Origin of the sequence: Streptomyces avidinii (assembly GCF_014650695.1) — a bacterium.
GTDB lineage: Bacteria > Actinomycetota > Actinomycetes > Streptomycetales > Streptomycetaceae > Streptomyces > Streptomyces avidinii.
On record NZ_BMVL01000005.1, the window covers coordinates 1 to 26,055 of the forward strand.

23 protein-coding genes are annotated in these 26,055 nt (G+C 72.3%); 17 read left to right on the forward strand and 6 right to left on the reverse strand.

From position 1 onward, the window contains the following. The 7 genes from IE257_RS13870 to IE257_RS13900 all read left to right on the forward strand — a co-directional run. The coding region (locus IE257_RS13870; RefSeq protein ID WP_189968374.1) for an amidohydrolase family protein at window positions 1–517 on the forward strand (517 nt) is incomplete at its 5' end. 107 nt (window positions 518–624) lie between these two features. Continuing rightward, window positions 625–1,698 (forward strand): agmatine deiminase family protein, encoded by a 1,074-nt coding sequence (locus IE257_RS13875; protein ID WP_189968377.1) that lies wholly within the window; start codon window positions 625–627, stop codon window positions 1,696–1,698. Between the two features lie 100 nt (window positions 1,699–1,798). Then, window positions 1,799–3,472, forward strand: coding sequence for an ABC transporter substrate-binding protein (locus IE257_RS13880; protein ID WP_189968379.1), 1,674 nt, complete (start codon window positions 1,799–1,801; stop codon window positions 3,470–3,472). Then, complete coding sequence (locus IE257_RS13885) at window positions 3,469–4,431, forward strand: ABC transporter permease (RefSeq protein WP_189968380.1); 963 nt, start codon at window positions 3,469–3,471, stop codon at window positions 4,429–4,431. Before IE257_RS13880 ends, IE257_RS13885 begins: the two co-directional genes overlap by 4 nt. Next, window positions 4,428–5,282, forward strand: coding sequence for an ABC transporter permease (locus IE257_RS13890; RefSeq protein WP_189968382.1), 855 nt, complete (start codon window positions 4,428–4,430; stop codon window positions 5,280–5,282). Before IE257_RS13885 ends, IE257_RS13890 begins: the two co-directional genes overlap by 4 nt. Beyond that, complete coding sequence (locus IE257_RS13895; RefSeq protein ID WP_189968384.1) at window positions 5,279–6,289, forward strand: ABC transporter ATP-binding protein; 1,011 nt, start codon at window positions 5,279–5,281, stop codon at window positions 6,287–6,289. The genes IE257_RS13890 and IE257_RS13895 overlap by 4 nt, the downstream gene beginning before the upstream one ends. After that, complete coding sequence (locus IE257_RS13900; RefSeq protein WP_189968386.1) at window positions 6,279–7,103, forward strand: ABC transporter ATP-binding protein; 825 nt, start codon at window positions 6,279–6,281, stop codon at window positions 7,101–7,103. Before IE257_RS13895 ends, IE257_RS13900 begins: the two co-directional genes overlap by 11 nt. Window positions 7,104–7,152: 49 nt before the next feature. Here the strand turns inward: IE257_RS13900 and IE257_RS13905 are convergent, their stop codons facing one another. Further along, on the reverse strand, window positions 7,153–7,788 hold the full coding sequence (locus IE257_RS13905; RefSeq protein WP_189968388.1) for a TetR/AcrR family transcriptional regulator: 636 nt from the start codon (window positions 7,786–7,788) through the stop codon (window positions 7,153–7,155). Window positions 7,789–7,946: 158 nt separating this feature from the next. Between IE257_RS13905 and IE257_RS13910 the strand changes: the two genes are divergently transcribed. Then, window positions 7,947–9,104: an agmatine deiminase family protein gene (locus tag IE257_RS13910; RefSeq protein WP_189968390.1), complete on the forward strand. Its 1,158-nt coding sequence runs from the start codon at window positions 7,947–7,949 to the stop codon at window positions 9,102–9,104. A gap of 217 nt (window positions 9,105–9,321) precedes the next feature. Next, entirely contained in the window at window positions 9,322–11,136 is a 1,815-nt protein-coding gene (locus IE257_RS13915) for an ABC transporter ATP-binding protein (protein WP_189968392.1), read from the forward strand. Window positions 11,137–11,188: 52 nt separating this feature from the next. Here IE257_RS13915 and IE257_RS13920 read toward each other — a convergent pair whose 3' ends face one another. Next, on the reverse strand, window positions 11,189–12,040 hold the full coding sequence (locus IE257_RS13920; RefSeq protein WP_189968394.1) for an alpha/beta fold hydrolase: 852 nt from the start codon (window positions 12,038–12,040) through the stop codon (window positions 11,189–11,191). A gap of 155 nt (window positions 12,041–12,195) precedes the next feature. Here IE257_RS13920 and IE257_RS13925 point away from each other — a divergent pair, with 155 nt between their 5' ends. The 4 genes from IE257_RS13925 (at window position 12,196) to lgoX (ending at window position 16,497) form a co-directional block, all read left to right on the forward strand. After that, window positions 12,196–13,053: a helix-turn-helix transcriptional regulator gene (locus IE257_RS13925; protein WP_189968396.1), complete on the forward strand. Its 858-nt coding sequence runs from the start codon at window positions 12,196–12,198 to the stop codon at window positions 13,051–13,053. Between the two features lie 4 nt (window positions 13,054–13,057). After that, complete coding sequence (locus IE257_RS13930) at window positions 13,058–13,594, forward strand: NADPH-dependent FMN reductase (protein ID WP_189968398.1); 537 nt, start codon at window positions 13,058–13,060, stop codon at window positions 13,592–13,594. Between the two features lie 67 nt (window positions 13,595–13,661). Next, complete coding sequence (locus tag IE257_RS13935; protein WP_189968399.1) at window positions 13,662–14,393, forward strand: carbonic anhydrase; 732 nt, start codon at window positions 13,662–13,664, stop codon at window positions 14,391–14,393. 142 nt (window positions 14,394–14,535) lie between these two features. Continuing rightward, a complete protein-coding gene (gene lgoX, locus IE257_RS13940) occupies window positions 14,536–16,497 on the forward strand; it encodes an L-glutamate oxidase LgoX (protein WP_189968401.1) in 1,962 nt (653 codons plus the stop codon). 47 nt (window positions 16,498–16,544) lie between these two features. Here the strand turns inward: lgoX and IE257_RS13945 are convergent, their stop codons facing one another. Beyond that, entirely contained in the window at window positions 16,545–18,497 is a 1,953-nt protein-coding gene (locus tag IE257_RS13945) for a CASTOR/POLLUX-related putative ion channel (protein ID WP_189968403.1), read from the reverse strand. A 47-nt stretch (window positions 18,498–18,544) separates the two neighbouring features. After that, complete coding sequence (locus IE257_RS13950; protein ID WP_189968405.1) at window positions 18,545–19,153, reverse strand: isochorismatase family protein; 609 nt, start codon at window positions 19,151–19,153, stop codon at window positions 18,545–18,547. A gap of 62 nt (window positions 19,154–19,215) precedes the next feature. Here IE257_RS13950 and IE257_RS13955 point away from each other — a divergent pair, with 62 nt between their 5' ends. Continuing rightward, window positions 19,216–19,776: a DUF6434 domain-containing protein gene (locus IE257_RS13955; protein WP_189968407.1), complete on the forward strand. Its 561-nt coding sequence runs from the start codon at window positions 19,216–19,218 to the stop codon at window positions 19,774–19,776. A gap of 249 nt (window positions 19,777–20,025) precedes the next feature. Beyond that, complete coding sequence (locus IE257_RS13965; protein WP_229920347.1) at window positions 20,026–21,090, forward strand: enoyl-CoA hydratase/isomerase family protein; 1,065 nt, start codon at window positions 20,026–20,028, stop codon at window positions 21,088–21,090. An 80-nt stretch (window positions 21,091–21,170) separates the two neighbouring features. Here the strand turns inward: IE257_RS13965 and IE257_RS13970 are convergent, their stop codons facing one another. Beyond that, entirely contained in the window at window positions 21,171–23,432 is a 2,262-nt protein-coding gene (locus IE257_RS13970; RefSeq protein WP_189968411.1) for an ATP-binding cassette domain-containing protein, read from the reverse strand. Between the two features lie 107 nt (window positions 23,433–23,539). Between IE257_RS13970 and IE257_RS13975 the strand changes: the two genes are divergently transcribed. Continuing rightward, window positions 23,540–24,304 carry a TetR/AcrR family transcriptional regulator gene (locus IE257_RS13975; protein WP_189968413.1) on the forward strand — a complete coding sequence of 255 codons (765 nt, stop codon included), beginning with the start codon at window positions 23,540–23,542 and terminating at the stop codon, window positions 24,302–24,304. A 42-nt stretch (window positions 24,305–24,346) separates the two neighbouring features. Then, window positions 24,347–25,138 (forward strand): ATP-grasp domain-containing protein, encoded by a 792-nt coding sequence (locus tag IE257_RS13980; RefSeq protein ID WP_189968415.1) that lies wholly within the window; start codon window positions 24,347–24,349, stop codon window positions 25,136–25,138. Here IE257_RS13980 and IE257_RS13985 read toward each other — a convergent pair. Beyond that, window positions 25,129–26,052: an SDR family oxidoreductase gene (locus IE257_RS13985; RefSeq protein WP_189968417.1), complete on the reverse strand. Its 924-nt coding sequence runs from the start codon at window positions 26,050–26,052 to the stop codon at window positions 25,129–25,131. The two genes, IE257_RS13980 and IE257_RS13985, sit on opposite strands and share 10 nt — an antisense overlap. Between the last annotated feature and the right edge of the window lie 3 nt (window positions 26,053–26,055).

Consider the following 26,055-nt stretch of genomic DNA (forward strand, 5'->3'; position numbering starts at 1 on the left):
CGACAACGCCCGCGTCCTGCGCTACATCGCCAAGCTGACCATCAACCCGGCGATCGCCCACGGCCTCGCCCACGAGATCGGCTCCATCGAGGTCGGCAAACTCGCCGACATCGTGCTCTGGCGCCCGCAGTTCTTCGGCGCAAAGCCCCAGCTCGTGCTGAAGTCCGGCTTCCCCGCCTACGGAGTCACCGGCGACCCCAACGCCGCCACCGACACCTGCGAACCCCTGGTCCTCGGACCCCTCTTCGGTGCCCACGGCGCGGCGCCCGCCGACCTCTCGGTCGCTTTCGTCAGTCGCGCCGCCGCCGAGTCGGGCTCCTCCGGCGGCATGGCCACCCGGCGCCGCCGCGTCGCCGTACGCGGCACGCGTGGCATCGGCCCGAGGGACATGGTCGGCAACGCCCGTCTGGGCGATGTCGACGTGAACGCCCGGACCGGGCTCGTGACGCTCGACGGCGCCCCCCTGCGCTCCGAGCCGGCCCAACGGGTCTCCCTCAACCGCCTCTACTTCCTCTAGGCGCTTCCTCCAGTCCTTGTCTCTCCGTTCCTCGCTTCAGGCCCCTGCTCTTGACTGAATTTTCAGTCGAGTGGAAGATTCCACCCACGCAAGAAATGAGACACCTGATGACCGAATTCCGTATGCCCGCCGAGTGGTCGCAGCACGACGGCTGCCTGATGGCCTGGCCCACCCGCGAAGACCTGTGGGGCAGCGTGCTCGCCGAGGTGAAGGAGGAGTACGCGAACGTCGCCCGCGCCATCGCCGCGTTCGAGCCGGTGACGATGGTGGCCCCGCCCGGCTTCGGCCAGGACGCCCGCGCGCTGTGCGGCAACGGCGACACCGACGGGGACGGCGACAGCGACGGGGACGGCGACAGGGACGGGGGTCAGGGCGGCGTCACCGTCATCGAGTTGCCGCTCGACGACTCCTGGTTCCGCGACTCCGCCCCGCTCTTCGTGCTCGACGGCGACGGCAACCGCGCAGGTGTCGACTTCAGGTTCAACGCCTGGGGCCGCAAGCACCACCCGTTCGACTCCGACGACCGGATCAGCGGCCTGCTGCTGGAGCACCTCGGGGTCGACCGCATCCCCTCCGGGATGATCCTCGAAGGCGGGGCGATCACCGTGGACGGCGAGGGCACGCTGATCACCACCGAGCAGTGCCTCCTGCACCCCAACCGCAACCCCGGCATGAACCGCGACCGGATCGAGGCCGAGCTCATGTCGCGGCTCGGGGTCACCAAGGTGGTGTGGCTCCCGTACGGCGGCCTGCTCGACACCGAGACCGACGGTCACGTCGACGGCGTCTGCGCCTTCGCCGCCCCGGGCACGGTCGTCATCTCGCTGCCCTCCGACCCGGACCACCCCGACTACGCCCGTATGCGCGCCAACCGTGCGGTGCTGGAGGCCACCACCGACGCCCGCGGCCGCCGCCTGGAGATCATCGAGGTGCCGCAGACGGCCTTCGCCGACATCGCCGACGGCGAGATCGAGGTGTCCTACCTGAACTACTACGTCGCCAACGGCGGCGTGGTCGTCCCGGTGGCCGGAGTGCCGCAGGACGAGGAAGCCCTCGCCGTGATCGCCACGGCCTACCCGGGCCGCAAGGTCGTCGGGGTCCGGGCGCTCGCCATCGCCTTCGGCGGCGGCGGCGTCCACTGCATCACCCAGCAGGTTCCCGCCGTGCGGACCGCCGGCTGACCCCACCTTCCGACCCGGGAAACCGGCCGCTCCCGGCGGACCGCTCCGGCGGCCCGCCCGCTCCTCCCCCCGCAACCCTCACGGAATAGAGAGCGCGACGATGACCACCTCCCTGCCCCGCACCGGCAGACGCCTCCGCGGCCGGCGCGGCCGGCTCGGCTCCGTTGCCGCGGCCGCGACCGCAGCCCTGACGTCCGTCTCCCTGCTCGCGGCCTGCTCCGGCCCGCCGAAGAACGACGCGGGCGGTGTCACCGACGTCCGGCTGTCGGCCTCCACCCCCGAGGCCCGCGGTGAGATCGACTCGTTCACCTGGGCCGTGTACGCCGAACCGCCCACCCTCGACTACACGGTGGCCTTCGACTACCCGCAGAACACCGTGCTGTCCAACGTGTGCGAGAGCCTGATGCGCTGGACCCCGGGCCTCACCACGGAACCCGGCCTCGCCCAGAAGGCGTCCAACCCGGACCCCACCACCTGGATATACGACCTGCGCCCCGGCGTGCGCTTCCACGACGGCAAGAAGATGACCGCAGACGACGTGGTCTTCAGCCTCGGCCGCCAGATGGACCCCGACAACGCCGCCGCCTGGGCCCAGGTCTTCCAGAACGTCGCCTCGATCACGAAGAGCGGACCGCTCCAGGTCACCGTCAAACTCAACAAGCCCGACTCTCAGTTCCCCCAGTACATGGCCACCGCCGCCGGAGTCGTCGCGTCCAGGGCCGCCGTCGAGGCCGCCGGCAAGGACTACGGCACCACGGGCGGCCTCGGCTGCAGCGGCCCCTTCCGGCTCGGCACCTGGAACAAGGGTCAGTCGATCGAACTGGAGCGCTTCGACGGCTACCGGGGCACCAGGGCCAAGGCGAAGAAGGCCGTCTTCCGCGTCCTGACCGACCCCTCCGCCCGTACGAACGCCCTGCTCAGCGGCGAGGCCGACGGCGGGTACCTGATCCCCACCGAGAGCTACGCCCGCCTGCGGGGCAGCGGCGCCGGCACCCTTTACTTCGGCGAGGGCCTCAGTACCGTCAACGTCAACGTCACCAACATGCAGGGCCCGCTCGGTGACATCCGCGTCCGCCGGGCGCTGTCCCTGGCGCTGGACCGCTCCGGGTTCGTCAAGGCCGGACTCGGCGGGGCGGGAACCGTCACCAACTCCCTCACCACCCGCGCCGCCTGGGCCGCCGCCCCCGAAGGCACCCTGAAAACCGCCTTCGACAGCCTGCCGCCCACCGGCCAGGACATCGAGAAGGCCACGGCCCTGGTCAAGGAGGCCGGCGCCACCGGCAAGACACTGACCGTGGCCACCAGTTCCATAGGCCAGGACGTCTCGCTCCTCGCCACCGCGGTCCAGGCGGCCGGCACCCGGATCGGCCTGGACATCCAGCTGAAGACGATCGCCCCGAACGCCTTCACCGCACTGTTCACCGACCCCCAGGCGCGCGAGGGCATCGACATGTTCCCGCTCACCTACTACGACTCGATCACCGACCCGCTCGACCTGCTGCAGAACTTCAAGACCGGCGCGTACATGAACTTCGCGGGCCACAGCGACCCCGAGTACGACAAGCTGGTCGACCAGGCGAGCGCCGTATACCCGACCGAGCAGCGGATGGAGATCGAGGCGAAGCTCCAGCACCGGGCCTCGGAACAGCTGCTGTGGATCCCGGTCGCCGAGTGGCCCACTGCGCTGTTCCTGAACAAGCGGATCACCGGCGCCCCCACCACCATCTCGTACATGTACTACCCGTGGGCCGCCGATGTGGGGGCCGCGCAGTGAGTTTCGTCAGATTCGCGCTGCGGCGGGTGGCGGAAATGGCCGCCACCCTGCTGACCGCCTCGTTCGTGGTCTTCGCGGCCATGTACCTGGCACCGGGCAACCCGGCGAGCTTCCTGCTCGCCGGCCGCTCGGCCTCCCCGGAGGCCCTCGCCGCGATCAACGCCCAGTACCACCTGGACGACCCCTTCCTCGTACGGTACTTCCGGTGGCTGGGCGACATCCTGCAGGGCGACTTCGGTCGGTCGATCACCTACCGCACCGACGTCTCGCGGCTGCTGGCGGACCGGCTGCCCACCACCTTGACGCTCATCGTGATGTCACTCGTGGTGGTCGTCGCCGTCGGGCTGTTCCTCGGCCGGATCGCCGCCGTCCGCGGCGGGGCCACCGACTCCGCCATCCTCGTCACCACGACCCTCGCCGTCGGAACCCCGTCCTTCGTCGCTGCGGTCCTGCTCCAGGGCCTCTTCGCCGTCAACCTCGGCTGGTTCCCCAGCAGCGGTGCGGGCGACGGTGGCCTCGGCGACCTGCTGTGGCACCTCACGCTCCCCTCGATCGCCCTCGCGCTGTACCTGATCGGCATGCTCGCGCGGGTCACCCGCTCCGCCATGCTCGAAGCCCTCGACAGCGAGCACGTCACCGTCGCCCGCAGCCGGGGCGTGCCCGAACGGCAGGTCATCCGGCGCCATGTCTTCCGCAACTCGCTGAGCACCGTCCTGACCACCGGCGGCCTGATCGTCTCCACCCTGCTGGTGTGCACCATCCTGGTCGAGACGGCCTTCAGTATCGGCGGCATCGGCCAGCTCCTCGAACTGTCCACCACCACCAAGGACTTCCCGACCGTTCAGGCGATCTCCCTGATCATCGTCGCCCTCTTCATGATCGTGAATCTGGTCGTGGACCTGCTGCTGCCCCTGGTCGATCCCAGGCTCACCCTCGGATCGAGGAGCGCCGCCGTATGACCGCCGTCCTGACCCGCCGGCCCGGCCTCTCCCGGATCCGCGCCGCCGGCTCCCCGCTCCACCTCGTCTGCCTGGCCCTCGTCGCCGTCGTCGTGCTCGCAGCCCTGTTCGCACCCTGGCTCGTACCGCACGACCCCAACGCCGTCGACCTCGGCAACGCCCTCGCCGCACCTTCCGCCGCCCACCCCTTCGGCGTGGACGCGGCCGGCCGTGACACCCTCTCCCGGCTGCTGCTCGGCGCCCGCACCTCACTGCTCGGACCGCTCGGGGTCGTCGCCTTCTCCACCGCCGCCGGCATCGCCGTCGGCACGGCGGCGGCCTGGCGGGGCGGCTGGATCGACTCCGTGCTCTCCCGCAGCACCGAACTCGTCTTCGCCTTCCCCGGCATGCTGCTGGCCATCCTGATCATCTCGGTCTACGGAGAGGGGCTGCTCGCCCCGGTCATCGCCCTCGCCGTGGCCTACCTGCCCTACGTCAGCCGCCTCACCCGCTCCCTGGTCCTGGCCGAACGGGCCCGCCCGTACGTCAGCGCCTACCAGGTCCAGGGCCACTCGGCGCTGCAGATCTGCCTGCGCCACATCCTGCCCAACATCGCCCCCGTCGTCCTCGCCCAGTCCACCATCAACTTCGGCTACGCCCTGATGGACCTGGCCGGGTTGTCCTTCCTCGGGCTCGGCGTACCCGCCCTCACCCCCGACTGGGGCCGCATGGTCTTCGACGGACAGACCGCCATCCAGCACGGCTACCCGCTGTCCGCGATCCTGCCCTGCGCCTTCATCGTGCTGACCGTGGTCGCCTTCAACGTGGTCGGCGAACGCTGGGCCGACCGTGTCGCCAGGAGAGACAGATGACCACCACCACGCCACCGACGCCACCGGCGCACACCCTCGACATCCAGGGGCTGCGGATCACCCTGCCCGGTACCGCCCGGCCCGTCCTCGACGGAGTCGACCTCACCGTCTCCACCGGAGAGACCGTCGCCCTCGTCGGCGAGTCCGGTTCCGGCAAGAGCCTCACCTCGCGCAGCGCGCTGCGCCTGCTGCCGCCCGGAGCCGTCGTCGAAGGAACCGTACGGGTCGGTGGTGAGGACGTCCTCGCCATGAACGCCGCGCAGCTGCGCACCGTACGCGCCTCCGCCGCGGCCATGGTCTTCCAGGATCCGCGCGCCAGCGTCAACCCGCTGCGCCGCATCCGGGACTTCCTCACCGAGAGCGCCACACTGACCGGAGCCATGAGCCGGGCGGACGCGACCGTGCGCGCCACCGAACTCCTGCAGGCGGTGGGCCTGGACGCCGCCGTGCTGCGGAAGTACCCGGGCCAGGTCTCCGGCGGCATGCTCCAGCGCGTGGTGATCGCGGCGGCCCTCATGGGAGACCCCGCGCTCCTGTTGGCCGACGAGCCCACCACCGCCCTGGACGTCACCTCCCAGGCCGAGGTCATCGCGCTGCTCGCCGGGCTGCGCGCCCGCTTCGGCACCGGCCTGCTGTTCGTCACGCACGACCTCGACCTGGCGGCGGCCATCAGCGACCGCGTCTACGTGATGTACGCCGGCCGGATCGCCGAGAGCGGGCCCGCCGAGGCCCTCTTCGAACGGCCCCGGCACCCGTACACGGCCGCCCTGCTGGCCTCCACCCCGCGGATGGACGGCCCCCGCGGCCGGCTCGCCGCCATCGACGGTCAGCCGCCGGACCTGCGCCAGGAACTGCACGGCTGCGCCTTCGCCGCCCGCTGCCCGCTCGCCACGGAAGTCTGCGACCAGCAGGTTCCGCTGCCGGTGGCCGCCCCGGACCGGCCCGGGCACCTGGCCGCCTGCCACCACAGCGACCGGCTCGAAGGGAGCACCGTCGATGCCCGATAACGGACCCGGACCTCGCGAGACCGTCCTGGAGGTCACGGGGCTGCGCCGCTCCTACGGAGCCGTGCGCGCCGTCGACGACGTGTCCTTCGTCCTTCCCGAAGGCGGTTCGCTGGGGATCGTGGGGGAGTCCGGCTCCGGCAAGACCACCACCGCGCGGATCATCGTCGGGCTGGAACGCGCCGACGGGGGCAAGGTCCTGGTGGCCGGCCGCAACCGCACCGCGCGAGGCGAGGGCCGCGGGCGCGTCCGGCGGCTGGCCCGCGCCCGTGAGGTCCAGATGGTCTTCCAGGACCCGTACCTCTCCCTCGATCCGCGCACCGGCGTCGAGGCGGCCCTGCGCGAGACGCTGCGCCTGCACTTCCCGGGCCGCGACCACGCCAGGCGGACAAGGGAGTTGCTCGACCAGGTGGGGCTCGGCACCCGGGCCGCCGACGCCCTGCCGCGTCAGCTGTCCGGCGGCCAGCGCCAGCGCGTCGCCATCGCCCGGGCCCTGGCGGTCGAGCCGTCCGTCCTCGTCCTCGACGAGGCGGTCGCCGCGCTCGACGTCTCCGTACAGGCGCAGATCCTCAACCTGCTCGCGGACATCAGGGAGCAGACCGGCATCGCGTACCTCTTCATCACCCACGACCTGGGTGTCGTACGGTGCGTGACCGACGAGATCGTCGTGATGCGGCACGGCCGGATCGTCGAGGCGGGTGCCACGCCCGAGGTGCTGGCCGCGCCCCGGCACCCGTACACGCGGCTGCTGCTGGAGTCGGTGCCGCGCCCGGGGTGGGACCCGGAGGCGATCGCCGCGGCCCGCAGGGCGCTGTAGCGGGGCCGGCGGGATCGGGACGCGGAGCCGGATCGGGACCTGGAGCGGATCAGGCCCCGGCGGCGAGGGTACGGATCAAGGTGCGCAGGACCGGCTCCGTACCGCCGTCGGCGCCGAGGGAGTCCATGGCCGCCAGGCCGTCGACGGCGGCGGCCACGGCCAGCCCCAGCGGGCGCGGATCGAAGTCCCCGCCGCGTTCGTCGGCCAGGACCTGGAAGAGGGCGACGAAGCACGCGCGCCAGCGCCGGTATTCGATCTCCAGGCTCTCCCGGACCCGTGCGTCGTTCAACGCCTGCCAGTGCAGGGCGGAATGGAGGTGGGCGAGTTCGGCGCCCTCGGGCCGGCCGAGCAGCTCGACGACCCGCTCGGCGCGCTCGGCGAACGAGCCGGGACCGGACACCGCCGCCTCCAGCGGCGTGATCCACTCGGGGCGGATGTCCGCGATGACCGCGAGGACGAGATCGGTCCGGTCCTGGAAGTGGTAGTGGCACATCCCGTGCGAAACGCCGGACAGCGCCGCGACGTTGCGGGTGGTGAAGCCCTCGCCCATCTCGCCCGCGAGCAGGGTCCGCGCGGCGGCGATCAGCCGTGCCCGGGTCTGCTCGCCCTTCGCCGAGGTCCGTGGCCGGCCGGCCCGTGCGGAGGGAGCGGGCCGGTCTCCGGAGTCCTTCGCGACAGCTGCCATGGCGTCACTCTAACCAGCCTTTCGCACGCGACCTGGGGCTTTGCGTGATCCACCGGAATCACCTCGTCCGAACTATTGACCGAGCGCTTGGCCAGTTTTAGCTTTCCGGTCAACCCCGCTGTCCCTGCGGGGAGTTGAGCCATCGGAGGAAACCCCACATGAACGATCACGCAGTGAATCGGCCCGCAGGCGAGGGCATGGGCAGACGCAGGTTCCTGGCAGCGGCGGGACTCACCGCCGCCGCGGCCGCACTGGCGGCGGCCGAAGGGCGGGCCGGCGCCGCGGCGGCGATCCGCCCGGCGACGGCCGGCGCCTTCCGCGTGCCGATCGAGGACGTCCGGCACACCCGTACCTGGATGGCCTGGCCGGACAGCACCTCCATCTGGGGCAACACGCTCAGCGGCGTCCAGCAGGACATCGCGCTCATCGCACGGACCATCGCCAAGTACGAGCCGGTCCACATCTGTGCCAACTCCGGCAGCGCCGCCAAGGCCCGCTCGATGTGCGGCTCCACCGTCACCGTCATCAGCACCATCCCCGTCGACGACTGCTGGATGCGCGACACGGGACCCGTCTTCCGCACCAACGGATCCGGCGGTCTGGACGCCGTCGGTCTCAACTTCAACGGCTGGGGCAAGAAGCAGGCCCACTCCCGGGACAACCTGGTCGCCGGACGGATCGCCTCCTACGTCGGCGTGCCGTTCACCGCCGCCGCCCTGGTGGGCGAGGGCGGCGCGATCGAGCAGGACGGCGCCGGCACCCTGATGGCCACCCGCAGCAGCCTGGTCAACAAGAACCGCAACCCCAACAAGACGCAGGCGCAGATCGAGTCCGCGATGCTCGCCGCGTACGGCGCCTCCAAGGTCATCTGGTTCGACGGGGTGAAGGGCCAGGACATCACCGACGACCACGTCGACGCGACCTCGCGCTTCCTCGCCCCCGGCCGGGCCGCCGTCCAGATGCCCCTGGCCTCGGACAGCGACGTGTACGCCAAGGACGCGCGCCAGCAGTACCAGATCCTGTCGGCGTCCACCGCTGCCGACGGCACGCGCATGACGGTCGACCAGATCCAGGGCCCCGACTACAACAGGATCCGCTCCTCCAACCCGGACTTCCTCGCCTCCTACGCCAACTACTACCTGTGCAACGGCGCCGTCATCACCGCCCACTTCGGCGACACCCGGGCCGACACCGCGGCGAAGGCCACCCTGGCCCGGCTCTACCCGGGCCGGACCGTCGAGCAGCTCAACATCGACCGGCTCGGCACCGGCGGCGGCGGGATCCACTGCGTCACCCAGCAGCAGCCCGTCCCGTAACCCCGCACCTTCGGCCACACCCGCACCGCACCAGGACCACGGGGCCGTTCCGGAGTGATCCGGAGCGGCCCTCCGCCCGTTCCGGCGCCACGGCGATCGGGCGGGACGATCGGGGACGACATACCGCCGTTCGGGAAAATCCTTGGACCGGGCGGACGCCGTCGCGGGACACTTCGGTTCCTGCAAACCTCCCGCCACACGACAGCACAGGGTTGTAATGGGAACGCCTGGATCGGCCGAAGGTTCACCGGGCACGGGCTCGGTACTCCTCGCACTTCGCTACTACGGACGGGAGTTGGTCCGCCTTCGCCGGCTGACCGCACCCGCGATGCTGCTCCCGGCACTGGGCAACATCGGCATCAACTACATCGCGCCGCTGATCGTCGCCAAGCTCGTCGGCCGCATCTCCGGCGGCGGCAGCACCACCGTCGACGCCATGCTGCCCTACGTCCTCGGCTTCGCCGGGGTCCTGCTGCTCGCGGAAGCACTGTGGCGCGTCGGGCTGCACTGCCTCAACCGCCTCGACGCCCGCGGCATCGAGCACCTCTACGTGGTCGGCATGGACGAACTGTTCGCCAAGGACGCGGCGTTCTTCCACGACAACTTCGCCGGGTCACTGACCAAACGCGTACTGAGCTTCGCCTCCCGCTTCGAGGAGTTCGTCGACACCCTGACCTTCTCGGTCATGGGCAGTTTCGTACCGCTGCTGTTCGCCTCCGTCGTGCTGTGGCAGTACGACCCGCTGCTCGTGGCCGGGCTGCTGGTCCTGATCGCGGTGACCGCGCTGGGTGTGGCGCCGCTGATCCGGCGCCGCCAGACCCTCGTGGCCCAGCGCGAGGAGGCGATCGCCCGGGTGTCGGGCCACGTCGCGGACAGCCTGATGAACATGGACACGGTCCGGGCGTTCGCCGCCGAGGAACGCGAGGCCGCCGAACACCGGTCGCGCGTCGCCGAGTCGCGCCGGCTCACCCTGCGCTCCTGGGACTACGGCAACCTGCGCATCGACACGGTCGTCGCGCCGATGTCCGTACTGACCAATGCGCTGGGCCTGCTCCTCGCCGTCACGCTGGGCGGGGGAGAGCACGGGGTGGAGGCGGTCATCGTGGCCTTCACCTACTACGCCAGCGCCACGCGGATCATGTTCGAGTTCAACCAGATCTACCGCCGTCTGGAGAGCTCGATGACGGAGGCCGGGCAGTTCACCGAACTGCTGCTGACGCCGCCCACCGTGCTCGACCCGGCCTCGCCCGAACCGCTGCGGCCCGGAGCCTCGGACGTCCGCTTCGAGCAGGTCACCTTCGCCCACGGCGGCGGGAAGCCGCTCTTCGACGGACTCGACCTCGACGTGCCCGGCGGGACGAAGATCGGCCTGGTCGGCCGGTCCGGTGGCGGCAAGACGACGCTCACCCGGCTGCTGATGCGGATGACGGACGTCGAAGCCGGCCGGATCCTGATCGGCGGCCAGGACATCAGCCGACTGCGCCAGGCCGACCTGCGCAGCCTGATCGCCTACGTCCCGCAGGACCCGGCGATGTTCCACCGCACCCTGCGGGAGAACATCGCCTTCGCCCGCCCGGACGCCACCGAGGCCGAGATCCGCCGGGCGGCCGAGGCGGCGCACGTCACGGAGTTCACCGACGCCCTGCCGGACGGCTTCGACACCATGGTCGGCGAACGCGGCGTCAAGCTGTCCGGCGGACAGCGCCAACGCGTCGCGCTCGCCCGGGCGATCCTGCGCGACGCGCCGATCCTGCTGCTCGACGAGGCGACCAGCGCCCTGGACTCCGAGAGCGAGATCCTGGTCCAGGAGGCGCTGTGGCGGCTCATGGAGGGACGGACGGCCCTCGTGGTGGCGCACCGGCTGAGTACGGTCGCGAACATGGACCGGCTCGTCGTCCTCGACCGCGGACGCATCGTCGAGCACGGCACGCACCAGGAGCTGCTCGCCTCGGACGGCGCGTACGCGAAGCTGTGGCAGCACCAGTCGGGCGGCTTCCTCGACGACACCGCCGCACGCTCCGACGTCGGCTGAAAACGCGGACCCGGCCGGCCGCGCCCTCCGGTGGGGCGCGGCGGGGACGGGATCACGGGGCGAGGGTGAATCCGTCGACCAGCTCGACGAATTCGTCCTCCTTCTCGAAGAACGCGACGTGTCCGGCGTCGATCTCGGCGTACCGGCTGTTCCCGATCGCCGCGTACAGGGCGCGGCTGTTCTCCACGGGGACGGTGATGTCCTGGGCGTGACCGATGACGAGCGTCTCGGCCTGGATCCGCGGCAGCAGGTCGCGGATGTCGATGCGGGTGTCGAGGTCCACGTGGCGCAGGGTGCCGGGGGTGGGCGGCATGTTGGGGATCAGGAGTTCCACCTGCTCGCGGCCGATCGCGTTGAGGAATCCGCGGCTGAAGCCGGTCATGGCGACGGCGCGGCCGAAGGCGGCCGGGTCGGAGGTGCCGAGCTGCTTCCACAGGGTGAACAGGTTGCGCAGGTACTCGTCGCTCTCGGTGTGGGCCCAGCCGGCGACGAGGATCAGGCGGCGTACGAGGTCGGGGCGCAGGGCGGCGACGGCCGCGGAGACCGGCGCGCCCATCGAGAAGCCCAGCAGGTCCACCGGGCCGGCGTCCGCGTCCTCGATGACGGCGATGACCTGCGCGGCCAGGCCCTCCACCGTCAGCGGGGCCCCGTCGTCCGTGGTGCGCTCGGTGCCCGAGAGGTCCGGGGTGATCACGGTGTGGCCGGCGGTGAAACGTGGGAGCAGCCCGCCCCAGTTGACGGCAGAACCACCGGATCCGGTGCCGTGGACCAGGACGAGCGCGGGGCCCGAGCCGGTGCGGTCGTAGTGGACCCGGGCGGCGGCGACCTGCACGGTGGCAGTGGCAGTGGCAGTGGCAGTGGCAGTGGCAGTGGCAGTGGCAGTGGCGGTGGCGGTGGCGGGCATGGCGGATGTTCCTTCTGGGGCTGGGTGGGCGCCGGGGGCGTTCGCTCCGGCTCCGCCCACACTGCCGCCGGCGGGCCGTGGGCGGGAGAGACCGCCCGAACCTAGGACCGGGGATCCCGGGCTGCGGCGCGGCCCTGTCCGGCAGAATGATCAATATGACGATCGACCGCCGGGAACTCGCCGACTTCCTCCGCCGCTCACGCGACCGCGTGCGTCCCTCGGACGTGGGGCTCACCGCCGGATCCCGGCGGCGCACGCCGGGGCTGCGGCGCGAGGAGGTCGCCCAGCTCGCGGGCATGTCGGCCGACTACTACATGCGGCTGGAGCAGGCCCGCGGCCCCCAGCCGTCACCGCAGATGCTGTCCGCCCTCGCCCGCGCCCTGCGGCTCAGCGACGACGAACGCGACCACCTCCACCTGCTCGCCGGACACCGCCCGCCCGCGGGCCGGGTCGGCGGTGACCGGGTCGGCGCCGGCCTGCTGCACCTGTTGGACCAACTGCCCGGCACCGCCGCCCAGGTACTCGGCGACCTCGGCGACGTCCTGGCCCAGAACGACCTGGCGCGGTCCCTGCTCGGCGGCGTGTGCACCGTCTCCGAGCACGGCCGCAACGTGATCTGGCGCTGGTTCGCCGACCCGGCCGCGCGGGAGGCGTACCCGGCCGACGAGCACGACCACTACAGCCGGCTGCACGTCGCGGACCTGCGGGCGGCCGTCGCCCGCAGGGGCGCCGCCGATCCGGCGGCCAGCCGTCTGGTGGACCGCCTGCGGCAGGGCAGTGAGGAGTTCGCCGCCCTGTGGGAGCTGCACGAGGTCGCCGTACGCCGCCGCAGCCGGATGCGGGTCGTCCACCCGCTCGTGGGTCCCGTCGACCTCGACTGCCAGGTGCTCCTCGCCCAGGAGGAGGACCAGCGCCTCGTCCTGTTCACCCCGCCGCCCGGCTCGGACACGGCCGACCGCCTCGCCCTGCTCCGGGTCGTCGGCACCGAACGGTTCGGCTCGGGGGTGAGGTGACCGGATGTCCACGCCGCCCCTGATCCTTCTGCTGTCCGGAAGCCTGCGGACCGGTTCCTCCAACGAGTCCGTGCTGCGCACCGCGCAGGCCGTGGCGCCCGCCCACGTGCGCACCGTGCTCCACGCGGGCCCGGCCGCGCTGCCGCACTTCAACCCCGACGACGACACCGACCCCCTCCCGGCCCCGGTGGCGGAGCTGCGCGCGGCGATCGGCGCGGCGGCCGCGGTCCTGATCTGCACCCCGGAGTACGCGGGCACCCTGCCGGGCTCGTTCAAGAACCTGCTGGACTGGACGGTGGGCGGTACCGAGATCTGCGACAAGCCCGTGGCCTGGGTCAACGCGGCCGCCGCCGGCCGGGGCCGGGGCGCGGAGGCCACGTTGAGGACGGTACTGGGCTACACCGGCGCGGACATCGTGGAGTCGGCCTGTGTGAACGTCCCGGTGGACCGGGGGACGGTCGGACCGGACGGGGTGATCACCGACGAAGGGGTGCGCGAAGAGCTCCGCGCGGTGCTCGCACGGCTGCTGGCACCCCGCTGAGGGGCTCTTCCCGAGAGCGGCGCCCACCCTTCAGGACTGGATGTGCATAGTTTGTCCCGATATGAGCATGCATGCTGAAAGTCCCGTCGGTCCCGGGCGGCGCCGGCTGCTCCGGGTGGTACTGACCGGCACGGCGGCCCTGGGGGCCGGCCTGGTGGCCGGCTCCCCCCGCACCCCGGACGCCCCCGTCACCGGAGGCCCCGGAAGGGTCCGGCCCGCCACCCCCCGGACCGCGCTGGTGGAACTGGAGGCGGGGAACGCGCGCTGGCGGACCCTGCACGAGCGGCACCCCGACGAGACGCGGATCGTGCGGCAGACGCTGGTCGGCGGCCAGCACCCCTTCGCCGTCGTCCTCGGCTGCGTCGACTCGCGCGTGCCCCCGGAGCTGGTCTTCGACCAGGGCCTCGGTGACCTGCTGACCGTACGGTCGGCGGGCGAGGTGCTGGACGAGGCCGTGCTCGGGAGCATCGCGTACGGCGTCCTCGAACTGGGCATCCCGCTGGTCGTCGTCCTCGGGCACCAGTCGTGCGGGGCGGTCGGCGCGGCCGTCCGGGCCGCCGGGGGAGGGGCCCCGCTGCCGGGCCACATGCAGTACCTGGTCGATCAGATCCACCCGGCGATCGACCGCACGCTGCGCGGTGCCGCGCGGATCGACGCCGCGATCACCGCGAACGTACGGCTGGTGCGGGCGAGGCTGGCCGCGGAACCGGAGCTCGCGGCCAAGGTCGCGGCCGGGGACCTGGCCATCGTCGGAGCCCGGTACGAGCTCACCAGCCAGCAGGTGCGCCGGATCCACTGAACCGCCGCGGCCCGCACGGTCCGGCAGGGTGCGAATGCCCGTTCGTCAGCGGCGTGCGGCGCCCGCCGCACGTCCGGGTGATTGTTCCCCTCACGGGTGGCTTTGGGCGATCAAGGCGCTTTCGGGCCGCGAGAGTTGATCCATGATCATTGAACCCGCTTCCGCACCCGACCCCGCGTCCGGCACCTCGGACGAGCCGGCCCCGGCCGCCGCCCGCCGCCCCTCCCGCCGTACCGTCATCGCCGGGGCGGCCGCCGTCGCGGGAGCCGGGGCCCTGTCGGTCGCCGCGGCGTCCGCCGGGACCCCGCAGGCGCCGTCCGGCTCCGCGCGCCCCGACTGGGAGACCTGCCTCACCATCGCCCGGGCCGTCCTCGTACGGGACGAGGACGACGAGTCCCTGGTGCCCCGTTACTCCGACATCCTCCTGAAGCACGGGCTGCCCCGCTCCCGTACCCGCAAGAAGGTCCTGATCGTCGGCGCCGGACCCGCCGGACTCACCGCCGCCCACCTGCTGCGCGAGGCCGGACACCAGGTCACCGTCATCGAGGCCAACGGCAACCGGGTGGGCGGCCGGATCAAGACCTTCCGGGCCGGCGGCCACGAGAAGTCCGCGGCCCCCTTCGCCGACCCCAAGCAGTACGCCGAGGCCGGCGCGATGCGCATTCCCGACAGCCACCCCCTGGTCACCGGGCTGATCGACAGCCTGGGCCTGAAGCGCCGGCGCTTCCACCTGGTCGACGTCGACGGGTCCGGCCGCCCCGCCTACCGCACGTGGATCTTCGTCAACGGCATCCGGATCCGCCGCGCCGACTACGCGCGCAGCCCGCAGGCCCTCAACAAGTCCTTCGGGGTCCCGGCGGCCTACGAGGGCGTGCCGGCCGCGCAGATCGTCCGCAACGCCTTCGCGCCCGTACGCAAGGAGATCGAGGGCAAGAAGGACAAGCAGCTCGTCGAGGGCTGGGCGCGCGTCATCCAGCGCTACGGCCACATGTCGATGTACCGCTATCTGACCGAGGAGGCGAAGCTCGACGAGCGGACGATCGACCTGATCGGAACCGTCGAGAACCTCACCTCGCGACTGCACCTCGCCTTCGTCCACAGCTTCATCGGGGCCTCGCTGATCAGCCCGGACACCGCCTTCTTCGAACTGCCCGGCGGCACCGCCACCCTGGCCGACGCCCTCTACGCCCGTGTCGAGGACCTCGTACGGCTCGACCGCCGGGCCACGCGGATCACCCACGGAGAGGGCCGGGTCAGCGTCGAGACCGTCTCCGAGGGGCGCGGCGGCAGCGCCGTGCGGCGCGAGACGTTCACCGGCGACACCGCGATCATCACCGTGCCCTTCTCCGGGCTGCGCCACATCCCGGTCGCGCCCGCGCTGTCGTACGGCAAGCGGCGTGCGATCACCGAGCTGCACTACGACGCGGCCACCAAGGTCCTGCTGGAATTCAGCCGCCGCTGGTGGGAGTTCGACGAGGCCGACTGGAAGCGCGAGCTGGAGGCGGTGCAGCCGGGCCTCTACCGCAAGTACCAGCTCGGGCAGACCCCGGCGGACGGCACACTGCTGGGCGCGCACTCGTCCGTGTCCGACCGCGGCATCTCCAGCGGGCAGCGGGCGCACTACGCGGCCTGCCGGGCGGTCACCCGCGACCAGCCCGAGGCGGCCCACGTCATCGGCGGCGGCTCGGCCACCGACAACCCCAACCGCTTCATGTTCCAGCCCTCCTACCCCGTCGAGGGCAGCGCGGGCGGGGTCGTGCTCGCCTCCTACAGCTGGTCGGACGACGCCCTGAAGTGGGACTCCCTGGACGACGAGGAGCGCTACCCCCGCGCCCTCGCCGGGGTGCAGGAGGTGTTCGGGCAGCGGATCGAGGTGTTCTACACGGGTGTGGGGCGCACCCAGTCCTGGATGCGCGACCCGTACGCCTACGGCGAGGCCTCCGTGCTGCTGCCCGGCCAGCACACCGAGCTCTTCCCCCACGTCCGCAAGGCGGAGGGGAACCTGCACTTCGCCGGGTGCCACACCTCCATCAAGCCGGCGTGGATCGAAGGAGCCCTGGAATCCGCCGTCCGGACCGCCCTCGAGGTCCACTCGACGCTCTGAACGACCGGAAACCGGAGACCGGCGACCGACAGCCAACGGTCGACGCCTCAGCTCTCGGCGAGCACGATCAGCCAGTCGTGCTCGCCGAAGCGGACCCGCTGCCGCTTGTCCGGATTGAGTCGCACACCGTACGCGGGGCCCGCGGCGGCCTCGGCGCGCAGCCGGTAGCCGACCGCGCACTCGCGGCGGCGGCGCGCCGACTCGACGAGGGTGGCGAAGGCCACCTCGCGGTCGGTGCGCACATAGTCCGCGGCCGGCTTGAGGTGGAGCTCGTTCCCCTCCGCCCGGAACAACTCCTCGAAGACGTCCGCGAGATGGCGGTTCTCCGAGATCTGGGTCATGAGCAGACTGATCAGCCGGCCGCTGACGATGAAGTCGGCGCCCTCCCGGGCCGGGGCGAGCAGCCGGTTGCCGTCGTCGGACATCTCGGTGGTGAGCGACAGCTCCCGCCCCGCCGCCTCCCCGATCGCCCGCAGGTGCAGCAGGGTGACCAGCGTCCGGTCGTCCGTCTCCGTTCCGGTCTCCGGCGCAAGGGTGGGGTCGATCGCCCGGGCGGACGGCAGAGGGGCCGGGGAGACGGTTTCGTGGCCCGTCTCACCGATGACGATCACACTGTCGTACGAGGGCACGTCCAGCTTGGCCAGCAGCCGGGGATCGGTGATGTCCCCGCTGCGGAAGTCCACTTCGAGGCGGCTGCGCGCGCCCGAGATGCCGGAGGTGCAGCGCATCGTCGTCTCGTCGCCGAGCGAGACCACGTCGAGCGTGGTCCCGGGGCCCACGAACTGGTCGAGCTGCTCCACGATGAGCGGAGCGCGGCGGTTCCAGCCGAGGAGGAGCAGCCGTGCGGCCACGGGCTCCGCGGGGCGGGCCGTGACGATCGCGTCCTCCTCGACCCAGGAGGACGCGTCCTCCTGCACTGCCGTGTCGTCGTCCCGGGAGACGAGGACGATCCGGTCGTCCGCGCCGATCGGCGTACCGGGGTCCGGGTTGAGCGCGACCTCGCCGGCCGGGTGCAGCAGGCCCACCACCGAGGACGTGGTGAACGCCAGCAGGGCCTCGCCGAAGGTGCGTCCGGCAAGGCCCCGGGCCGGGGCGGTGTAGAACTCGTCGCCGGCGAAGTCGAGCAGGTCCTGGTAGACGAGCGACAGACCGGGCTCGCGGGCGGTCTGCACGAGGAGCCGGGCGATGATGTCGTCGACGCACAGGACGTGCCCGCCGGGCCCGGCGGCCAGCCGGGCGGTGTCGTGGTTGCGGGTGTCCCGGACGGCGGCGACGACCACCGCCGCACCGGGCTCGGGGACCGCCGCGTCGAGGGCGAGCAGGGTCTTCACCACGTGGGCGTCGCCGGTGTCCCCCTCCGGGGGCAGCACGAGCACGGCCTTCGCGGTCCGCGGACTCACCCGGGCGAGCTCCGTGGGGTCGGTGGTGCGGCCGTTGCGGCAGATGATCCGTGTCGTGCCGGTGTCTTCGACGGAGGTGGCGATCTCCTCCTCCATCTCCACCTTGTCCTTCGGCGCAAGGACGGCGACCGCCGACCGGCGCTGGTTGGAGTTGGCCGCCACCAGCTCCCCGACCACCGGGAAGATCTGGTCGGACCAGCCCAGCACGACGGTGTGCCCGGACTCCAGCACGGTGGAGTGGCCGCGGCGGAGCAGCATGATGCGCCGGTTGATGCCGGTGGTGATCAGACTGACCAGCGTGGACACGAACAGCAGGGCGACCAGGGCGAGCGCGACGGAGGCCAGGACGTAGAGGGGCGAGCCGACCGCACCGCCGATCTTGAGCGTCTGCCCGACGCTGACCCACACGGCGGTGAGCCGGCCGGCCAGGGTCGGCGGGGCGCCCCGGTCGGCCCAGACGAGCACCGTGCTCGCCGGGACCACGACGGTGAGGCAGGCCAGGGCGAACCAGCCGATGAGCGCGGTGGTCCCGCCCGCCACCAGATTGTCGAACCGGTAGCGAAGGCGCAGCCGTAGGGACGTGGTCTGCCGCTGCGCCATGAGAACTCCTCCACCTTCTCGGTGCTAACCCGCGGGCGCCCGCTCGGTTACGGGTGAACCGCGCTCGGCGTCGGTCGGGAGCCCAGGGCCGCGATGACCTCGTCCGTCGTGCTGACCTTGCCGATGCGCGGGAAGATCTTCCCGAAGGTGTGGGCGTGGGAGTCGGCGTCGATGTCGGCGGTGGCGTCCTCCGGGAAGACCAGGTCGTAGCTGAGCTCCCACGCCGTGCGGGCCGTGGACTCGACGCCGACGCTGGTGGAGATCCCACCCAGCACGATGCGGTGGATGCCGCGGCGGCGCAGCTGGAGGTCGAGCTCGGTACCGGTGAAGGCGCCCCAGTGGCGCTTGGTGACGACCACGTCCCCGAGGGCGGCGAGCTCGGCGGGGATCTCCGAGAAGGCGGCGGGCGGCGCGGCGGCCGGGCCCGGACGGTCCACGTTCGCGGTGGGCAGGTCGCCGCCGTCCGGGGACCACGCGACCTTGACCAGGACCACGGGCAGCCGGTGGGCGCGGAACGCCTCGGCGAGCGCGATCCCCTGCTCCAGGATCCCGGCGGAGGGTTTCGCGGTGGGCAGGCCGAGGATGCCCTTCTGGAGGTCGATGAGCACGAGGGCGGTGTCCTCGCCGAGGACGAGGCGGTTCGGTTCGTCGGTCATGGGTTCTCTCCTCGGAAGACGGTGGGGCGTGCGTGTCTCGGCGCCCCGCATAAGATGGGAACGTGAGTACGAATATTGCGGGATCCCGGCCCGCGCCGACGACTGCTCTGACCGGCGCCGAGCTGCTGCGCTGGTACTGGACGCTGGTCGAACTGACGACGCTCGCCCGGAAGATGGGCCTCCCGGTCGGAGGTGGGAAGGCCGCCTTGACCGTGCGGCTCGCCGCCGCCCTCGACGGACTCCCGGCCCCCGCCGCACCGGCCGGTCCTGCCCGCCCCCGCGCCGGGCGGCAGCTGGCCGCCCCCGTGACCGGAGCGAGCGTGATCCCGCCGGGCCAGCGCTGCAGCCAGGTGCTGCGCGAGTACTTCGTACGGGAGATCGGACCCGGCTTCCATTTCGACGCCTTCATGCGCGACTACGTCGCCCGGCACGCGGGCCACACCCTCGCCGAGGCCGTCGCCCACTGGCACGCCACCCGCGCGGAGGCGGCCGAACCCCGTGAGGTGGGTGCGCAGTTCGAGTTCAACCGGTTCCTGCGCGCCTGGCACGCCCGGCACCCGGACGGCGCCCGCTCCGAGGCCCTGGCCGCCTGGCGGGCGCACCGGGCCCGCCCCCGGGACTGAGCCCGGGACCGAGCCCGGACACACCCCGCCACGTCACGCGCGCTCGTAGCGCAGCAGCACGATGCCGTTGCCGAAGGCGTGGGTGTCCGTCAGCCGTCCCGGTGCCGGTCGATGTCCCGGTCCGGTCCCTCGATGAACCCGTCGAGCGACACCCCTGCCATCAGCACGATCTTCCGCATGGCAGCCCACCGTACGCCCCGGGGGCGCCCCGCGGCGGGAGCGGCACGGAGCGCGGAGATACTGGCCGGTGTGAAGACCGAAGACGCGAAGGCCGAAGACGCGAACACCGTGCTGTTCCACACCGACGGCCGGACCGGGGTGATCACCCTCAACCGCCCCCGGGCCATCAACGCCCTCACCCATCCCATGGTGCTCCGCATCGATGCGGCCCTCGCCGCCTGGGCGGCCGATCCGGCCGTCGACCAGGTCCTGATCCGCGGCGCCGGTGAGCGCGGCCTGTGCGCGGGCGGGGACATCCGGGCCATCCACGACGACGCCAAGGCCGGGGGGACGGCCTCCGCGGACTTCTGGCGCGACGAGTACCGGCTCAACGCCCGCATCGCCCGCTACCCCAAGCCGTACGTGGCCCTCATGGACGGCATCACCATGGGCGGCGGCGTCGGCGTCTCCGCCCACGGCTCGGTCCGCATCGTCACCGAACGCTCCCGCGTCGCGATGCCCGAGACCGGCATCGGCTTCGTCCCCGACGTCGGCGGCACCCACCTGCTCGGCCGCGCGCCCGGCGGACTCGGCACCCATCTCGCCCTCACCGGCGCGGCCGTCGGCGCCGCCGACGCGCTGCTGTGCGGGCTCGCCGACCACTTCGTACCGGCCGACCGGCTCCCCGAGCTGACCGCCGCACTCGCCGACGCCCCCGCCCACGAGGTGCTGCCGCGCCATGCCGCCGCCCCCGCGCCCGGTGAACTCGCCGACCGGCGCGGCTGGATCGACCACTGCTACGCGGCCGACACCGTCGAGGAGATCGTGGAACGGCTCCTCGGCCAGGGCGAAGCCGCCGCGAAGGAGGCCGCCGAGGCGATCCTCGCCAAGTCGCCGACCGCCCTCAAGGTCACCCTCGCGGCGCTGCGCCGGGCGGCCGCCCTCGGCACGCTGGAGCAGGTGCTGGGCCAGGAGTTCCGGGTCTCCTGCAACGCTCTGACGTCGCCCGACCTCGTGGAGGGCATCCGGGCGCAGGTCGTCGACAAGGACCGTGACCCGCACTGGTCCCCGGCGACCCTGGCCGAGGTGAGCGGCGCGGACGTGGAGCGGTTCTTCGCCCCGCTCGGGGAGGGCCGCGAACTGCGGCTCCCCTGACCGGCGTCCCGGCGTCCCGGCGTCCCGGCGCCCCGGCGCCCCGGAGAGCCCGGGACGCCGCCGAGCGGCCCGGCCCCGCGCTACGCGCCGACGTACTCCCGCAGGTGGCGGGCGGTGAGCGTGTCCGCCCCGGCCACCAGCTGCGTCGGCGTGCCCTCGAAGACGACCTCGCCGCCGGAGTGGCCGCCGCCGGGGCCGATGTCGACGATCCAGTCGGCGTGTGCCATCACCGCCTGGTGGTGCTCGATGACGATCACCGAGTTCCCGTCGTCGACGAGCCGGTCCAGCAGGGCCAGCAGCTTGTCCACGTCGGCCATGTGCAGGCCGGTCGTGGGCTCGTCCAGGATGTAGGTCGAGGACTTCTCGGCCATGCTGATGGCGAGCTTGAGCCGCTGCCGCTCACCGCCCGACAGGGTGTTGAGCGGCTGCCCGAGCCGCAGGTACGACAGGCCCACGTCGGCCAGGCGCCCGAGGACCGCTCGCGCCTGGCCGGTGGGGAAGAACGCGTGCGCCTCCGTGACCGGCATGTCGAGCACCTCGCTGATGTTCTTGCCGCGCAGCCGGTACGTCAGTACCTCGGGCGTGAAGCGCCTGCCCTCGCACTCCTCGCAGACCGAGGCCACCGCGGCCATCATGGCCAGGTCCGTGTAGACCAGTCCGAGGCCGTTGCACTTCGGGCAGGCGCCCTCCGAATTGGCGCTGAACAGCGCCGCCTTGACCCCGCTGGCCTTGGCGAAGGCCGTCCGGATCGGCCCCAGCAGCCCGGTGTAGGTGGCCGGATTGGAGCGCCGCGAGCCGCGGATCGGCGACTGGTCGGCGACCACCACCCCGTCCCGCCCGGCCAGGTACCCGTGGACCAGTGAGCTCTTGCCGGAGCCGGCGACCCCGGTCACCACCGTGAGCACCCCCAGCGGTACCTCCACGCCGACGTCCTTCAGGTTGTGCAGGTCGGCGCCCTTGACCGACAGGTGGCCGCGCGGGGAGCGCACCGACTCCTTCAGCCGGGCCCGGTGTTCGAGGTGGCGTCCGGTGAGGGTGCCGGACGTGCGCAGTCCGGCCACGTCCCCGGTGTAGCAGAGCCGTCCGCCGGCCGTCCCCGCGCCCGGGCCGAGGTCGACGACGTGGTCCGCGATCGCGATGACCTCGGGCTTGTGCTCGACGACGAGCACCGTGTTGCCCTTGTCGCGCAGCCGCAGCAGGAGGTCGTTCATGCGCCGGATGTCGTGCGGGTGCAGGCCGGTGGTCGGCTCGTCGAAGACGTACGTGACGTCCGTGAGGGAGGACCCGAGGTGGCGCACCATCTTGACCCGCTGGGCCTCGCCGCCCGAGAGGGTGCCGGAGGGGCGGTCCAGACTGAGGTAGCCCAGGCCGATCTCCACGAGGGAGTCGAGCAGGTCCCGCAGGTTGGCGAGCAGCGGGGCGACGGCCGGGTCGTCGATCCGGCGGACGAAGGCGGCCAGGTCGCTGATCTGCATCGCCGAGCACTCGGCGATGTTCATCCCCTCGATGCGCGAGGACAGCGCCGCCGCGGAGAGGCGGGTGCCGCCGCAGGCGGGGCAGTCGGCGAAGACCACGGCCCGGTCGACGAAGGCCCGTATGTGGGCCTGCATCGACTCGCGGTCCTTGGCCAGGTAGGTCCGCTGGATCTTCGTGACCAGGCCCTCGTAGGTGAAGTTGTTGGAGCCGACCTTCACCTTCACCTGGCTCATGTGCAGGAAGTCGGCCCACTCCCGCTCGGAGAAGTCCTTGAGCTTCGTGTCGGGGGAGTAGAAGCCGGAGTTGGCCATGATCTGCCAGTACCAGGTGTCCACGGCGAAGCCGGGGACGGTGATCGCGCCCTCGTTGAGGGAGAGTTCGCGGTCCACCAGCTGGTCCACGTCGATGTCGGAGACCTGGCCGAGGCCCTCGCAGTTCGGGCACATGCCGTCCGGGGCGTTGAAGCTGAAAGCGGTGGAGGCGCCGACGTGCGGGACGCCGAGGCGGGAGAAGATGATCCGCAGCATCGTGGAGGCGTCGGTGGCGGTGCCGACCGTGGAGCGGGAGTTCGCGCCCATCCGCTCCTGGTCGACCACGATGGCGGCGCTCAGGTTGTGCAGCCCGTCCACGTCGGGCCGGCCCAGGCTCGGCATGAAGGACTGGACGAAGGCGGTGTACGTCTCGTTGATCATCCGCTGCGACTCGGCGGCGATGGTGCCGAAGACGAGGGAGGACTTGCCGGAGCCGGACACGCCCGTGAAGACGGTGAGCCGGCGCTTGGGGATGTCGAGGGAGATGTCCGTGAGGTTGTTCTCCCGCGCTCCGCGGACCTGGATGACCTGATGACTGTCGGCGGCGATCTGCACGGAACTCCTCGCGGTGGCGGTGTCGCGGTGTCAGTGTTTCGAGCTTACTTTATACGCTGTACTCTGTACGACGTAGTGAATTATTGGGCTGCGCGGAGGGACCGGACATGGTGAAGGACCGCAGCGGCGCGGGCGACCCCGCCCGCACGCTGGAGCTGCTGTGGCGGGGGGCCGGACAGCCCGCCGCCCGGCCCGGGCGGCGCGGCCCGCGGCAGGGCCTCAGCGTGGACGCCGTGGTCCGGGCGGCGACCGAGCTCGCCGACGAGGCCGGACTGGCCGCGCTCACCATGCGCGCCCTGGCCCAGCGCCTGGGCGTGACCCCGATGACCCTGTACACCTACGTCCCCGGCAAGGCGGAACTGCTCGACCTCATGCTGGACGAGGCGTACGGGCGCATGGAACGCCCGACGCCCGGCGCGGGGGAGCCGTGGCGGACCAGGGTCGCCCGCGTGGCCGAGGACAACAGGGACCTGCTCACCCGCCACCCCTGGATCGCGGACCTGCCGGTCACCCGCCCGCCGCTGGGCCCCGGAGTGATCGGGAAGTACGAGTACGAACTGGCCGCCTTCGAGGGCATCGGCCTCACCGACATCGAGATGGACGCGGCCCTGACCCACCTCCTCGGCTTCGTCCATGCGAACGCCCTGGCCGCCGCCGACGACGCCGCGCACAACAGCCACCAGAGCCAGGACGAGTGGTGGGCCGTCAGCGCCCCGCTGCTGGAGCAGGCCCTGGACCCCGAGCGCTACCCGCTGGCCGGCCGGGTCGGCAGCGCCGTCGGCGGCTACCACCCGCAGGCGCTCTGGGCCTTCGGCCTCCAGTGCGTCCTGGACGGCCTGGCCCACCTGATCGACTCCCGCCCGGCAGGGTAATCCGCTGTCCAGGCCCCTGCCGGCCGGGGCAGTATGGCCCGCATGACCTGCGATCGCGTCCTGCTCCTCGCCCCCCGCCCCTCCGACACGGCGCGCCGCCTGACCGGGGCGGCCACCGGGCGCGGGCTGCGTGCGACGACGGCCGAGGACTGGAGCGTCCCGGAGGACGTCCGGGGCGCCGGACCGACCCACCTCTACGGAGGTCCGCTGCTCGCCGACAAGGTGGCGGGCGAGCTGGACGTCGTCGCGCTGGAGCCGCCCGCCGACTGGCTCGCGCGACTGCCCCTCGCCCTGACCGGGCGCCGGGTCGAGGCGGTCACCCTGGCCGAGGCACGGCGGCTGCGCCGGCCGGCCTTCGTCAAACCGCCGACCGACAAGTTCTTCCCGGCCCGGATCTACCCGGACGGCTCGCGGCTGCCCGGCCCGGACGCCTTCGACGACGACCTGCCGGTGCTGGTCAGCGACATCGTCCGGTTCACCCGCGAGTACCGGCTGTTCGTCCTGGACGGAGCCGTGCACGACGGCAGCCGTTACGCGGTCGGGCCCCGGCTCGACCCGGCGCCGCTCGACCTGGACCCGTACGCGGCGGAGGTCCGCGCCTTCGCCGCCGACCTGCTGGCGGCGGCCGACGGGTCACTGCCCTCGGCCGCGGTGGTCGACGTGGGCCTGCCGGACGAGGGCGGCTGGGGGGTCGTCGAGGCCAACCCGGCCTGGTGCAGCGGTGGTTACGCATGCGACCCCGAGCGGGTCCTGGACGTGGTGCTCCGGGCCGCCGGGCCCAGGAGCGAGAGCGCCCCGGCGGATCTGCCGTTCGCCCGGACCGCTCAGCGGTAGCCGGTGGTGTCCGCGGGGCGGCCCGGGTCCTGGACCTCTACCATGTAGCGCCAGCAGTCGGGGCGGCTGCCGTCCAGGTCCGTGAAGCCGTACACCTGCGCCAGCTGCCCGCTGGAGAGGGACGTACCGTTCCAGCGGGCCACCTCCGGGTCCGCGGCGAGCGCCGCGACCGCGCGGCCCACGTACGAAGGGGTCTCCGAGATGCCGAAGTGCGGGACCTTCGTCAGCGCGTCCCGCCAGTTCTCCTCCGTCACACCGAAGTTGTCCAGCATCATCTCCGAACGCAGCCAGCCCGGGGTCAGCGCCACCGCCGTCGCCCCGCGCGGTCCCAGCTCGTGGCCCAGAGCGAACGCCATGCGCAGGACCGAGGACTTGGCGATGTCGTAGAAGAAGGACACCCGGTAGTTGGCCGCGTTGTACTCGGCGGTGCCGTCCGTCATCTCCACCACCAGCCCGCCCGGTTCGCGCAGCAGCAACGGCACCGCGAAATGGCTGGTGACGGCGTGGGTCTCCACCGCCAGCCGCAGCAGCCGCAAGCCCTTGTCGAGGTCGTGCTCCCAGACCGTGCTGTCCCACTCGAAGAGCAGCTCCCCGCCCCAGACGTCGTTGACCAGGACGTCCAGCCGGCCCTGCTCGCCGTCGATCCGCCCGACCAGTGCCTCGACCTCCGCCGGCACCAGATGGTCGGCGACAACCGGGACGCCCCGGCCGCCCGCCGCCGTGACCAGCTCCGCGGTCTCCTCGATCGTCTCGGGCCGGTCGTACTCCGAGCGCCTGCCCCGGGTGCTGCGCCCCGACACGTACACGGTCGCGCCCTGCGCGCCCAGCTGGACCGCGATGCCCCGGCCCGCGCCGCGCGTCGCCCCGGCCACGAGGGCCACCCTGCCCTCGAGAGTTCGCTGTGTTTCCGGCATGCC

Excerpts from the sequence above, each read along its gene's own strand:
- IE257_RS13915 (WP_189968392.1), top strand. The coding sequence starts at position 9,322 with ATGGGAACGCCTGGATCGGCCGAAGGTTCACCGGGCACGGGCTCGGTA.
- IE257_RS13950 (WP_189968405.1), bottom strand. The coding sequence starts at position 19,153 with ATGACCGACGAACCGAACCGCCTCGTCCTCGGCGAGGACACCGCCCTC.
- IE257_RS13985 (WP_189968417.1), bottom strand. The coding sequence starts at position 26,052 with ATGCCGGAAACACAGCGAACTCTCGAGGGCAGGGTGGCCCTCGTGGCC.
- IE257_RS13975 (WP_189968413.1), top strand. The coding sequence starts at position 23,540 with ATGGTGAAGGACCGCAGCGGCGCGGGCGACCCCGCCCGCACGCTGGAG.
- IE257_RS13910 (WP_189968390.1), top strand. The coding sequence starts at position 7,947 with ATGAACGATCACGCAGTGAATCGGCCCGCAGGCGAGGGCATGGGCAGA.
- IE257_RS13890 (WP_189968382.1), top strand. The coding sequence starts at position 4,428 with ATGACCGCCGTCCTGACCCGCCGGCCCGGCCTCTCCCGGATCCGCGCC.
- IE257_RS13930 (WP_189968398.1), top strand. The coding sequence starts at position 13,058 with ATGTCCACGCCGCCCCTGATCCTTCTGCTGTCCGGAAGCCTGCGGACC.
- IE257_RS13980 (WP_189968415.1), top strand. The coding sequence starts at position 24,347 with ATGACCTGCGATCGCGTCCTGCTCCTCGCCCCCCGCCCCTCCGACACG.
- lgoX (WP_189968401.1), top strand. The coding sequence starts at position 14,536 with ATGATCATTGAACCCGCTTCCGCACCCGACCCCGCGTCCGGCACCTCG.
- IE257_RS13905 (WP_189968388.1), bottom strand. The coding sequence starts at position 7,788 with ATGGCAGCTGTCGCGAAGGACTCCGGAGACCGGCCCGCTCCCTCCGCA.
- IE257_RS13925 (WP_189968396.1), top strand. The coding sequence starts at position 12,196 with ATGACGATCGACCGCCGGGAACTCGCCGACTTCCTCCGCCGCTCACGC.
- IE257_RS13900 (WP_189968386.1), top strand. The coding sequence starts at position 6,279 with ATGCCCGATAACGGACCCGGACCTCGCGAGACCGTCCTGGAGGTCACG.
- IE257_RS13945 (WP_189968403.1), bottom strand. The coding sequence starts at position 18,497 with ATGGCGCAGCGGCAGACCACGTCCCTACGGCTGCGCCTTCGCTACCGG.
- IE257_RS13895 (WP_189968384.1), top strand. The coding sequence starts at position 5,279 with ATGACCACCACCACGCCACCGACGCCACCGGCGCACACCCTCGACATC.
- IE257_RS13880 (WP_189968379.1), top strand. The coding sequence starts at position 1,799 with ATGACCACCTCCCTGCCCCGCACCGGCAGACGCCTCCGCGGCCGGCGC.
- IE257_RS13875 (WP_189968377.1), top strand. The coding sequence starts at position 625 with ATGACCGAATTCCGTATGCCCGCCGAGTGGTCGCAGCACGACGGCTGC.
- IE257_RS13920 (WP_189968394.1), bottom strand. The coding sequence starts at position 12,040 with ATGCCCGCCACCGCCACCGCCACTGCCACTGCCACTGCCACTGCCACT.
- IE257_RS13935 (WP_189968399.1), top strand. The coding sequence starts at position 13,662 with ATGCATGCTGAAAGTCCCGTCGGTCCCGGGCGGCGCCGGCTGCTCCGG.